The sequence below is a fragment of the Armatimonadota bacterium genome, from assembly GCA_018268395.1.
In the GTDB taxonomy this organism is placed as follows: Bacteria; Armatimonadota; Fimbriimonadia; order Fimbriimonadales; family Fimbriimonadaceae; genus JAEURO01.
Map to the genome: position 1 here is coordinate 370,660 of JAFDWQ010000009.1, position 12,464 is coordinate 383,123.

At 62.7% G+C, this 12,464-nt stretch carries 11 protein-coding genes; 6 read left to right on the forward strand and 5 right to left on the reverse strand.

The features are described 5' to 3' along the window. A complete protein-coding gene (locus tag JST30_15245; GenBank protein MBS1715683.1) occupies nt 1-2,028 on the forward strand; it encodes a hypothetical protein in 2,028 nt (675 codons plus the stop codon). A 60-nt stretch (nt 2,029-2,088) separates the two neighbouring features. Here the strand turns inward: JST30_15245 and JST30_15250 are convergent, their stop codons facing one another. From JST30_15250 to gap, 4 genes are read right to left on the reverse strand one after another with little or no spacing between them, the layout of a single operon-like run. Further along, entirely contained in the window at nt 2,089-2,400 is a 312-nt protein-coding gene (locus tag JST30_15250) for a hypothetical protein (GenBank protein MBS1715684.1), read from the reverse strand. Further along, nucleotides 2,387-2,797, reverse strand: a complete 411-nt coding sequence (gene fliS / locus JST30_15255) for a flagellar export chaperone FliS (protein MBS1715685.1) — start codon at nt 2,795-2,797, stop codon at nt 2,387-2,389. Before fliS ends, JST30_15250 begins: the two co-directional genes overlap by 14 nt. Before the next feature lie 53 nt (nt 2,798-2,850). Beyond that, nucleotides 2,851-3,312, reverse strand: a complete 462-nt coding sequence (locus JST30_15260; protein MBS1715686.1) for a hypothetical protein — start codon at nt 3,310-3,312, stop codon at nt 2,851-2,853. 52 nt (nt 3,313-3,364) lie between these two features. Further along, complete coding sequence (gap, locus tag JST30_15265) at nt 3,365-4,375, reverse strand: type I glyceraldehyde-3-phosphate dehydrogenase (GenBank protein ID MBS1715687.1); 1,011 nt, start codon at nt 4,373-4,375, stop codon at nt 3,365-3,367. A gap of 55 nt (nt 4,376-4,430) precedes the next feature. Here gap and JST30_15270 point away from each other — a divergent pair, with 55 nt between their 5' ends. The 5 genes from JST30_15270 (at nt 4,431) to JST30_15290 (ending at nt 10,253) form a co-directional block, all read left to right on the forward strand. Beyond that, nucleotides 4,431-5,561 (forward strand): DUF2961 domain-containing protein, encoded by a 1,131-nt coding sequence (locus JST30_15270; GenBank protein MBS1715688.1) that lies wholly within the window; start codon nt 4,431-4,433, stop codon nt 5,559-5,561. Nucleotides 5,562-5,612: 51 nt separating this feature from the next. Then, entirely contained in the window at nt 5,613-5,915 is a 303-nt protein-coding gene (locus JST30_15275) for a hypothetical protein (protein MBS1715689.1), read from the forward strand. Between the two features lie 13 nt (nt 5,916-5,928). Continuing rightward, nucleotides 5,929-7,056: a DUF2961 domain-containing protein gene (locus JST30_15280; protein MBS1715690.1), complete on the forward strand. Its 1,128-nt coding sequence runs from the start codon at nt 5,929-5,931 to the stop codon at nt 7,054-7,056. Nucleotides 7,057-7,847: 791 nt separating this feature from the next. Beyond that, nucleotides 7,848-9,419 carry a TROVE domain-containing protein gene (locus tag JST30_15285; GenBank protein MBS1715691.1) on the forward strand — a complete coding sequence of 524 codons (1,572 nt, stop codon included), beginning with the start codon at nt 7,848-7,850 and terminating at the stop codon, nt 9,417-9,419. Between the two features lie 165 nt (nt 9,420-9,584). After that, on the forward strand, nt 9,585-10,253 hold the full coding sequence (locus JST30_15290; GenBank protein MBS1715692.1) for a hypothetical protein: 669 nt from the start codon (nt 9,585-9,587) through the stop codon (nt 10,251-10,253). Here JST30_15290 and JST30_15295 read toward each other — a convergent pair. Beyond that, complete coding sequence (locus tag JST30_15295; protein ID MBS1715693.1) at nt 10,250-12,448, reverse strand: family 78 glycoside hydrolase catalytic domain; 2,199 nt, start codon at nt 12,446-12,448, stop codon at nt 10,250-10,252. The genes JST30_15290 and JST30_15295 overlap by 4 nt on opposite strands. Nucleotides 12,449-12,464: the final 16 nt, after the last annotated feature.

Consider the following 12,464-nt stretch of genomic DNA (forward strand, 5'->3'; position numbering starts at 1 on the left):
GTGAACAACTTCATGATCGGATACTCGGACGCGCTCCGAGGGCTGGCGGTTTGGTCCGCGGCCTTTGCATTGACGAGCGCTGGATTCGCCGCGGACACCCACGTCGTCCCTAAGGTCAAGTCCTTCAAGGGTCCCGTCGGGATCAAACACGACACGACCAAGGACTTCCCCCAGATCAGTGAAACGGTATCCACCCCGTGGAAGTCGCCGAACAACCCCAGCTTCATGACGCGCCCGAAGCAGGGGGGATCGAACTCGTTGACGGCCGGATCGGCGACGTTGACCACGGGCAACGACCTCGGTCCGAAGTTTCCGGGGATCTCGTTCGGGAACTCGTACCCGGCCGACCCTCAGATCGCGGTCAGCACGAGCCACATCGTTCAGGTCGTCAACACGACGATCGCGTTCTTCACGAAAGCGGGCAGCAAGACGTACCAGATCGATATCGGCGCGAACGGTTTCTTCTCAGGTCTGAACGCGACCTCGTTCTGCTTCGACCCGAAGGTCTTCTTCGACACGTCGACGAACCGGTTCTTCGTGGTCTGCCTCGAAGCGGACAATTCGACCAGCCACTTCTTGATCGCGGTCTCGGACGACGCGAACCCGAACGGCAACTGGTTCAAGTACCGCATCGACAACCATGGTGTGGACGGCTCCAACGAGTTCTGGCTGGACTATCCGGGCTGGGGCTTCAACAAGGACGCCATCGTGGCCACGGGCAACATGTTCCCGTTCGCGGCGGGCAACAGCTTCGTGCAAGCGTTCGTCATCAAGAAGGCCGAGCTCCTCACGGGCGGCCAGCCTGTCGTGACGGCGTTCAAAGACACGTCCACGTTCACGATCCAAGTGGCGAAGAGCACGGACAAAACGACGTCCCTCGTTTACGGCTGTAGCCTCGACTCGACCTCCAGCCTCCATGTCTACGCCTGGCGGAACCTGACGACGACTCCGGAAATGGTGTACACGACCCTTGCCGTGCCGTCGTTCAACTTCATCGGTTCGCCTCCGAGCAAAGGCGGCGTCTTCCTGGACAGCCTCAGTGGACGTCTCATCGACGCCGTCCACCAGAGCGGAAGCCTTCTGACGACCCACACGACCGCGGCCAAGGGTAACCAGAAGAGCCAAGTCACGTGGTACGACATCAAACCGGGCAACTGGCCGACCTCCGGGAACCCGACGTTGGCCCAGACCGGGAACGTCGCTTTCTCGACGGACGCCTGGGCCTTTCTCGCCGGCATCAACAAGAACTCGTTGGGCGATATCTCGGTGATGTTCACGCGCAGCGGCTCGAGCATCGTCTCCGACGTCATGATCGCCTCGAGGAAGCAGTCCGACCCGGCCGGCTCGATGGGTGCGCCCGTCCAGGTCGCGACCTCGTCGACGACCTACCGCCTCGGCGGTCGCTGGGGCGATTACGGCGCCGTGTGCATCGATCCGACGGATAACGCGACGTTCTGGGGGACCAACATGGTCGGGAACAACAACGGGACCTGGACGGCCGAGATCGCGAGCTGGAAGGTCAGCACGGGCAGCGGCGGCAACGGCGGGACGAAATACAGTCCGGACGGGGTCAGCACCCTTGAAGGCACGTTCGTGTCCGGGAACTTGAACTCCGTCAAGGCGTTCGACAACTCGACGTACGACACGGACGCGGTCAAGAAACCAGACGGAAGCTACGCGACCGCCGTCCAGACGACGTTCACGGTCGGAACGGCCAAGAACAACGTGGCGGGCATCGAGCTCAATTACAAGGGCTACGTCGCGCAGAACAAGGCTCCGACGTGCTTCCTGTTCCTGTGGAACTACTCGACGAACAGGTGGGACAACATCAAGACCTACACGTTCTCGAACACGAACAAGGTCTACGTGGCCAAGGTCGACGTGAACGCCGGGAACTACGTCAGCACGACGCGGCAGGTCAAGACGATGACCCGTATCCTGGATCCGATCCGGAACAACGGGCAGGCGCCGACCACCTTCCGCGCGAAGTCCGACGGTGCCTTGGTCTACATCCTTCCGAAGGGTTAGAAGCCCTTCGTCGGAAGCGGTACAGGGGCCTTGCCGACACGGCAGGGCCCCTGTCGCATCTTAGCGGGCGGCTTCGTGCCGCTTATACGCGGAGATCGCCCGTTTCGTCTGCCGGGAGGCGTGCATTTGGCCTTGCATGGATTTCAGTCCGAGTTCCCAACGCTGGACAAGGGACTCTTCCAGTTCTTTCGAATCTTCGATCCACCGTCGGGCTTCGGGATCCAGTTCCAGGGAAGCCAATCGGTCCAGGACTTGTTGCCTCTCGACCAGGGTCGCCCCGGTTTCCTCGGCGTCGGGTTCGGATTCGGCCAGAAGGCTCGTCAAGACATGAAGCCGTCTGGCTAGGCCCGCCGGAGTGTCAGGCTGCGACATCGGCGCTCTGGACCCTGAGGTTGCGTTCGAGCTCGACCCAGCCTGAACGGAGGTCTTTGAGGACTTCAGACGCTTGGTCGAGCCCGTCGGTCGCGTCCCCGATGTTGGCCTCGACAAGCTTGTTGTAGCAGAAGCTGTACAAGGCGAGGAGGTTTTGGGCGATTTCGCCCCCTTTGTCCATGTCCAGGCACGAGATCAGTTCTGCGATGATCTTCTGAGCCTTCAACAGGGCTTCGTTCTGTTTGAACGTGTCCTTTCGCTCCATCGCGGCTTTGCCGGCAGCGATGTTCTTCAAGGCGCCATCGTAGAGCATGACGACCAACTGGAGCGGGGAGGCACTCGCCACCGCGCTCTTCCGGTATTGGTCGATCTTTGAGTTCGGTGCTGTCACGGCCACAAGGCGAGCGCGCAGGCTCTATGGCACATTGTCGGTCGAAACCCGGACGTGTCTTATCCCTGGGAGGGCTCTCTGCGGCAAAAAACGAGTGCGACCAAGCCCGAAAGGAGGAACCAGCCCACGGGCACGGCGTAGGCGACAAGGTCGGGATACTCCGGTGCGGGAAGATCCTTGGTGTAGCGGCCCAGCATCGTTTGTTGGAGCCTGAGATGCATGAAGACCGCTCCGGCCATGGCGCCCCCGAAGAACCCTGTCGCCCCGGCTAAGGCCAGCCTCCGCCCGGCGACGGCTCCGAAGACACAGGCGGCCAAAGGCCCGGCTGCCAGGATCGTGAGCAGGCCGTTCAGCGAATATTCTTGGAAGACCGCGAACGGCCAGATCACGAGCCCATAGGTGATGATGCTGATGACGCCGATCGACATGCAACCGGCCATCAACTGCGCCTCGAAGTCTTTGCGCTTTTGCTTGGCGGGCTCGCTTAAGGGTTCGTCCGTCAGGATCGGATCGAACGGCATGGCCTAGTCTAGCCCGGACGGACGTTCCGTCCGGGCCAGAACGTATCCAGGTTTAAAGGCCTTTCTTCGCCATGAAGTCGAGCATATCGGCGATACGACAGGCGTAGCCCCACTCGTTGTCGTACCACGCGACGACTTTGCACATGTCTTCGATGACGATCGTGTCGACGGCACTGAAGATCGAACTGTGCTCGTTCCCGCGCATGTCGGTGCTCACGAGTTCTTCGTCGGTGACTTGCAGGATCCCTTTCATCGGGCCTGCGGCGTACTCCTTCATCGCGGCGTTGATCTGCTCCGCGCTGACCGCCGATTTGAGCTGAGCGGTGAAGTCGACGACGCTGACGGCGGGGACGGGTACGCGGAACGCCATTCCCGTGAACTTGCCTTTCAGTTCGGGGATGACGAGCCCGACCGCTTTGGCCGCGCCCGTCGACGACGGGATGACGTTCTCGGCGGCAGCACGGCTGTCCCGAAGGTCTTTTTTGGCGGTGTCGACGGTGCTCTGGCTGTTCGTGTAGGCGTGGACCGTCGTCAAGAGGCCCTTGACGATGCCGAATTTATCGTGAAGGACTTTCGCGACGGGGGCAAGGCCATTGGTCGTGCAGCTCGCATTGCTGACGATGTGGTGCGACGCCGGATCGTACATCTCGTCGTTCACGCCCAAAACGACCGTCACGTCCTCGTTCTTGGCCGGAGCGCTGATGAGGACTTTTTTGACGCTACCGCCCAGGTGCGCCTTGGCGAGGTTCGCATCCGTGAACCGGCCCGTCGACTCCACGACGATGTCGGCGCCGACGCTGTCCCACGGGATGTTGCCCGGGTCGGTTTCCTTGAAGACCTTGATGTCGTAACCCGCGACTTGGATCGAATCGTCATCGTGCTTGACGTCGCCAGAGTAAGGGCCGTAGACCGTGTCCCACCGGAAGAGGTGGGCGTTCGTGGCCACGTCCGTCAGGTCGTTGAGACCGACCACCTCGATGTTCCCCTTATGCCGCTCGATGATCGTGCGGAGCGAAAGGCGTCCGATGCGTCCGAAACCGTTGATGCCGACTCTGACAGCCATGTCTTGAGTCTACCGACGGACACCTCAGAGCCCAGGGACGCAACATAATCCATACGTGTCTGGACCGCTCTCGACCGTTTCCCGAATCCGATCTGCGACGTGCCACCGTTCGAGCAGCTACGACCGTTCCGGCGGCAACGATGATTGGGTGGCCGTCCCAGCAGGCGCCACCCACACTCTTTTGGACACGTCGGGCCCCGGCCGGGTGACACACCTCTGGGTGACGATGCTCGCGAAGGACGATCCTGAAATCCGGAGGAACATGGTGATCCGGGCGTATTGGGACGGGCAAGACCATCCGAGCGTCGAAGCCCCGATCGGCGACTTTTTCGGTCAAGGTTGGGCTCTCAACTACAACTTTACGTCCCTTCCTTTAGCCGCTGCGCCGAGAGACGGCTTGTCGCTCGTGTCGTACTGGCCTATGCCGTTCGGGAGCCATGCCCGCATCACGGTCGAGAACCAAGGACCCCACGACTGCGACCATTTTTACTACTACGTCGACACCGAGCACGGAGACATCGGGGAGGACGAGGGCCGGTTCCACGCTTGGTACAACCAGGAGTTGACCCTTAACGAGTCCGGTGACGGACGTGAGAACGCGTGGATCGACGGTTCGACCGATCCGAAGAACACGACGGGCCGGGACAACTACGTCTTCTGTGACGTCGAAGGCACGGGCCATTTCGTCGGTGTCAACTTCTTCGTCCACTCCCCGAGCCCCCCTTGGCCGGGCGAAGGGGACGACATGTTCTTCGTCGACGGCGAGCCCTGGCCAGGCCTCCACGGTACCGGGACCGAAGACTATTTCAACACGGCTTGGGGGCCGGACGAGCACTACCTGCACCCTTATTTCGGCATCGCCTATGCCCCTGGGAGGAACAACGACGATCCGCGGTTCGGTTGGCTCGGCCGGATGCACTACTACCGCTTCCACCTAGAAGACCCGATCCGGTTCAGGTCGAGCCTCAGGGCCTCGATCGAGCACGGACACGCGAACGGCCTGGTCCTTGATCTTGCGAGCGTCGCGTATTGGTACCAGTCGCACCCGTCACGTCCTTTTCCCGAACTTCCGCCCGCGTCGGCCCGGTCGCCGAGAAAGCCGACGATCGTCGAATCCGTCCACCGTTGGAGGCACGAATGGCTTCAGAGGAGGCCGGGCGCCCCTGGTTGGGGGGACGAAGCGTAAAGTAGACCTTCGGTCGAGAACCGAGGGTATTGGGCCACAATAAAGGACAGCATGCGCGTGGGACTCTGGGTCATAGGCGTCTCCGTCCTCGCCGGTGCGGCCGGTTGTTCCAACCCGTCGTACTCGCCCGTCGGGATGGGGCGGGGCCAAACGATGATGATGCCTTCCGAGATCCCGGCATCGAACAAGCTCAATCAGCCGGCCGGGGACAAAGACCGGTCAGCAACGGAAGGCGGCACCGTCCCGGACGCACCCGTGGACGGGGTCCGACGACCAGACCAGGGCGGGCAGCCGCAGGCGCCGCCGACTGGGGACGGGACGACTCCTGGTTCGCCAGACCGCGCCCAGCTTTGAGTACTCTTGCCCGATGCCGAGCCCGCTCGACGGCCTCTTGACCCTTTCCACGGCCCGCTCCAAGCGTGTGTCCAGCTATGACCCGAGCGGGGGCAACCGTGATTCACGGAGCTTCGGCGTCGGGGAAACGTTCGTCCTGGCGGACATCCCAGGCGCGGGAATCGTGCGGCACATCTGGATCACGCTGAGCAGTAAGGACCTGATGTCGAGGAAGAACCTGGTCCTGCGGATGTACTGGGACGGTCAGGAGCATCCTTCGGTCGAAGCGCCTCTGGGCGACTTCTTCGGCCAAGGGTGGGGCATGAAATACGACTTCGTGTCGCTCCCTCTCGCTTCGGCCCCCAAAGAAGGCCACGCCCTCGTCTCCTATTGGCCGATGCCCTTTGGACAGGGCGCCAGGATCACGGTCGAGAACCAGGGCCCTGAGCCGATCGACGCTTTCTACTACTACGTCGACTATGAAGAGCACGACGCCGTGGAGCTCGACGTCCCGAGGTTCCACTCTTGGTACAACCAAGAGCTCACAGTGCCCGAAGGCGACTCAGAGAACGAGTGGTCCATCCTTGGGCCCGAGCCGGTCAACCCCTCCGACCGGGGCAATTACGTGATCTGCGAATGCGAGGGCCGCGGGCACTTCGTCGGACTGAACTACTACGTCCATTCGCCCGGGCCGGTCTGGTACGGCGAAGGCGACGACATGTTCTTGGTGGACGGCGAACCGTGGCCGGGTTCGGCGCACGGGACGGGGACCGAGGACTACTTCAACATGAGTTGGTGCCCGGACACCGTCTATCTTCACCCTTACTTCGGATGCGCCCGGGCTCCCGGACGGGACAACGGCTCCGGCCGGTTCGGATGGATCGGGAAGACGCACCTGTACCGCTTCCACATCGAGGACCCTGTCAGGTTCCAGAAGTCGCTTCGCGCATCGATCGAGCACGGTCACGCGAACGTGCTGGCGCTCGAAATCTCGTCCGTCGCCTACTGGTACCAGACGTTGCCTTCCCGTCCGTTCCCGCCTTTGCCGTCCGCCGGCGAACGGTTGCCGCGTCCGGAGATCGGGGTCGTCGAGATCCATAAGTGGCGCGACGCGTGGCGCCGAGAGCGGGGCGGAGGACCGCTCTGGGGGAACGAGCCTTGACGTCGGAACCTGCCGGCTTTCGGGACCATGGGCCTGCCACTGTCGAGACCGAGTGACCTTCCGGTGCTATGATTCGTCTCCCCGAAGACCGATGTCTTTACGGGCACGGACCAACAACGACATGAAGAGCAGCGACGCAGCCCTTTGGGCGAGCATCTCAAGACCAGTCCTCTTCTGAGCCGGCCTTCGCCGACGAAGCCTGCGCTCAGAAACCGAAGAACGAGCGCGGGCGGGTTCCACCCTCCCCTTTGACGAATCCAGTCACCCTTGGTGCGCGCGGCGCATCCGTGCGGGCCGAGCGACGATGAGTCCACGTCGCTGAGCCGGCCGACGTAGCCGTCGGCCACGCCACCGAGGGGAACACGACACGATTCCTGGCCGTGCGCTTTCCGGAAACGATCGTTCCGGCCGGCCGCACGAGCCCGACGCTGGACCGGTCGATGGGCCGCAGAGTACGGACACCCGCCTATTAGGCTCCGTCTCGATTTTTGCCCATCGGCCTGAAGGCCTTTTCGACCGATTTTTCGGGCGGCTGACCGCCCGTCGTCACTGTTCCCGGACATCTGGGACACGCCATCGATCCTCCGGGCCGAAGTGCCTGGGTTACCGCTAACGACCGGGGAGGCCGCAGGTTCGAATCCTGCCGGGCCCCTGGGACATGGAGCGTCCACGACCGCCGTGCAGCGGGCGCGTCCTGTCCCTCGGGCCTGTAGCTCAGGGGTAGAGCACCACACGCCCAAGCCGTGACTTGTCCGGAGGATCGGTACGATCACAAGGAGAACGAAACGAACATGAAGTTCACGACCCGTTTCAGCAAGAGACGGACAGCGCAAATCCGTCCGATCCCCGGTAGCGGCCAGGTCCCGAACAGCGCAGGAGGGCACTCCTGGGCGATCGATCCCTGGAAGCTGCTGGACCGCTTCTTGATCTTGGGAACGGAAGGAGGGACGTATTACGCTTCCGAGCCGGCGTTGACCGTGGCTCAAGCGCAGAACGCCTTGGACCTGGCGAAGACCGAGGGTCTCCGGCTCGTCCAGCGCACAGCCGAAGTCAGCAAGAGCGGACGGGCGCCCAAAAACGATCCTGCGATCTTCGCCCTTGCCCTTGCCTCGGCGTTCGGAGAGACGGAAACCCGGCAGGCGGCCTTCGCGGCCCTGCCGACGGTCTGCAGGACGGGGACGCATTTGTTCCAGTTCGTCGCCGAGGCCGAGCAATTGCGGGGTTGGGGGCGCGGGATGCGGAAAGCGATCGCAAACTGGTACGTCAAGAGCGATCCCGAGGACCTGACCTACCAGGCCCTCAAGTACCAGCAGCGGGGCGGTTGGTCGCACCGCGACTTGCTCCGTCTCTCGCACCCGAAACCGCCATCGGAAGCCCACCGAGTCTTGTTCAAGTGGATCGTCGACGACGAAATCGTCGGTCAGAACGGGCGGATCGAAGCGTTCGAGCGACTGAAGGCGACGGTCGACCCCAAGGCGGCCGCAGCGATCGTCCGGGAGTCAAAACTGACTCGCGAGTGCGTGCCCACGACGCTCCTGACAAAGCCGGAAGTCTGGGAAGCTCTTCTCGAAGACATGCCTGTCACAGCGATGGTCCGGAACTTGGCGAACATGACCCGTTGCGGTCTGCTGTCGCCGGGATCCCGAGCGACGAAGGCTGTGACCGAGCGACTGGGCAACGAGACGTTGATCCGAAGGGCGCGCTTGCACCCTCTGGCCCTGTTGGTCGCCCATGCGACCTATGCGCAGGGACGGGGGTTCCGCGGTTCAGGCGAGTGGGAGCCGGTGCCTCGGATCGTGGACGCTCTCGACGAGGCGTTCGTGCTCGCCTTCGGTTCGGTGGAGCCGACGGAGAAGCGGTACGTGCTCGGGATCGACGTTTCGGGTTCGATGTCTTCGGCGACCGTCGCGGGATCGAGCCTGAGCGCGTGTGAAGCGGCGACGGCCATGGCCATGGTGACCTTGACCGCCGAACAGTCGTGCCATCCGATGGCGTTCGCCAACGGCTTCAAAAGGTTGCCACTGTCGCCAAAGATGCGTCTTGCCGACGCCTTGAAGCACACGCGGAACGTGAACTTCGGTGGGACCGACTGTGCGCTGCCCATGATCTGGGCTCAAAGGAACAAGGTCGAGGCCGACGTCTTCATCGTTTACACGGACAGCGAGACCTGGTTCGGCAAGGTCCATCCGGTTCAAGCGCTCGAGGACTACCGCCAGAAGACCGGGATCGGCGCGAAACTGATCGTCGTGGGAATGTGCGCGAACCGGTTCACGATCGCCGACCCCCACGATCCGGGCATGTTGGACGTGGTCGGGTTCGACACCGCCGTCCCACAAGCGATGCACGAATTCGCCCTGCAGTGACCGTTCTCAACCTTATGGTCGGGAACGGTCCCCTTCGCCCTCGACCGAGGACTCGTCGCACAGAACGGCTCCTCGTCCATCACCCTACCGTTTGGCTGTCCGAAGTCCTCAGCCGGCACGTGCGGCAGGCACAGATAACCGTCATACCTTTAGAAGGGTCTTCCTATGACACCGTTGCTTGCCGTCTCCTGCCTGATCGTCCCGCCTGTTTCATGGTCCGGTACTCCAAGGTGGGTTCCGGACGACGTTCACGCCGCCCGTGTCAGGACGGTCTTCCACAAGGTCGACGTCACACTGTCCCGGAAGGACGTCACGTACCGGGTGAAAACCTTGTTCAAGTCGACGGGCGATCGACCTCTCAAGGGGCGGATCATCGTGCCGGTGATCGGAGACGGAGGAGACACCGAGTTCTTCAAGACAGGCATCACCGCGACGTGGGGTGGAATTTCGGTCCCGCGACGGGGCCTCTACGCCGATCCGAACGTCGAGTCGCGATGGTCACAGTGGTGGGACTTTCCGGTTTCGTTCCAGTCCGGTGAATGGAAAGCGTTCGAGTCGACTTTGACCCGGCCGTTGCCCAAAGGAGGGCAAGACCTCGTCGAGCGGTTCGTCCGCTTCACCGTGTTCGACCAGGACGAGGCGCTCGAACAGTTCCAGTTCTCGGTCAAGTATCCGAAGGGGTTCGTCTTCCACACCGTCTCGACTTCGCCCAAGGACGGCTGGCAGATCGGTGACCAGGGTGCGTTCTGGAAGCGCGACGGATGGCGCCCGACGGGCGACGTCCGACTCGAGTTCCGCTTCTATCCGAACACGTTCGAGACGATCGGCGGCTAGAAACGACCCTTGCCTGCAGGCCGTCGGTCGGTGCGCCCTTTCCAGACGAGCGTGTAAGGGACGGGCGAGTCGACATCGAGCCTGCCGTCGCGGTAGACGACGCGCAAATCACCCTGTGGGTGAGCAATGTCGGCCTCGAACCATTTGAGCCTTCCCGGTTTCGGTTCGATCCGGGCCTCGACCCAGCCCACAGCCGAGCTTGTGACTCCGGCGACCGTCTGGAGGAACCCGAGCAAGGGATGAGCCGACCACGCGTGACAATCGCTTCGGACCGGGTCTTCCTTTTCGGCGAACGTCGTCAGTCCGTCTTCGATCATCCGTTTCCAGGGCCCGAGTCGAGACATGTAATCGAAGTCCGGTCCGGAGGCGGCCGCCATGGCGAGGTGCTTGTAATAGGAGAAGTACAGGGTCGTCTGAGACGCCTTGGCCTGGGCCAGGGCTTCGGTCGGCCAGGGGTCAGGTCTCCGCCCTTCGGCCGACTGGCAGAGGCGGACGATCGCTTCAAGATGCTCGGACGGCCCCCACTCGCCGCCGCTGGTCGACTTCCGTAAACCGCCCTCCTTCACGAACACGTCGTCGATGTGACGCAACTTCGAACCGGAGTCTCCACTCGTCACGTTTTGTCGGCCGTCGACGGGCGGCATGTTCTTCACCGTCAGTGACGTCCAATGGAAGAGGGCTTCCAGCAGTTTCGAGCGCCGTCCGCCTGGAGCGATCCCCATCGGCCAGTCGTCGACCCAATCGGAGAACGGCCAGAACTCAGGGCCGTCCTTGATCCATCGCTCCACGGCCAGCAATGCGGAAGAAGCGACGTCCGCCAAGCGGCGGTCTTGGACAGTGTCGTACAGGCGTTGGTCGCAGACCATTTGGATCCAGAAGAGCGTGAACGGGGGGATCACCTGCGTCACGCGGCTCGGATACCGGCTTTGTGTCAGGCCCTCTGGCAGCAACGACCAAGCGAACTGTTCGACGGCGTTCCTTGGGAGCGCGCGGTCACGGGACAAGAGAGAATGGACCAGGGCCTGGATCCTCGTGTCGCCCGCGTACTGGAGCTGTTCGTAATAGGGACAGTCGAAATACGTCTCGCCGGCGCACCTCATAGCGGTCCGGACACCGACGTCCCAGATTTTCGCGACCCAAGGGTCGTCCGCTCGGAACGAGGATTCCACGCGATAGGGATATCCCGTCTCCCGGACAGAACACTTGGCGAGCCGGACCGGGGCGTCGGATTCGAGCTGCAAGTACCGCCAAGTTCTCCACCAAAGGGTGGACACGCTCGCCTCCGCTCCCGCTTCCGCCGCATGAAGGCCTTGGACGGCCGGCCCACCGTCGCGGGGCGGACGTCCGACGACGAACCTGTCTTGATAACCCAGGATCCGTTTGTCTTTGACCTTGTCGCGGTCCCCTTTGTTGCCGCCCTTGTCGAAGAGCCCCTCTCCGTACGTGACACGGACGCTGGCCCCCTCTGGTCCTTCGAACGAGAGCTCGGGATAGCCGCAGACCAACTCGCCGAAGTCCAACAGTACTTTCTCGCCGCCATGGAGCATCAGTGAGCCGAAGGGATTCCGGTCGTCGGTCGAACGGTCGACGACCATCGGGGGCTTGGTCCGGAGCTCGCAGCGCATCGCGGGGATCGAACGCGGGATCAAGTTCCAAGGCGAATCGCCGGCCCATTCCCCGCGCTCCAAGGCGTGTCCGACGACGTTGGGATCCTTCCAGTCTTGAGCTTCCAGCGCACGAAGGTCGATCGTCTCGCCCGGTCCGATGTCGATGTAGAACGGGCCCACTTCGGAATGGAGCATTTCGAACGCGCGTCCGGCGATCCTTGCGACTTTCCATCCGTCTGGTGTCGAAACACCGTCGCCCTGTAACAGGAACGCCAGTCGGTGCCCCATTTGCGCCATTGGGGCATAACGGCCGTACGACCAGACGACGGCCTCAAGCACGTTCTTGCCGGCCCTGAGCTGCGGGGCCAGATCGTACGTCTCGTAGAACCAGTGCATGCCGTCGCCGCGCTGAGGCCCCTCTCCGACGGCTTCGCCGTTCAAGAGGAGGCGGTACCTCTGGTCGGCGGTCACTTTGACCGCCAGAGACTGCCCCGGCTTCGCTTCGAATTCGCGCCGGAACAGGTAGGCCCCTAAGTCGCCGTCGGGATGTTGCGACCAGCTGATCCAGCGTGCGTTCCAGGAACCCATTCCGGCCAGACGTTAC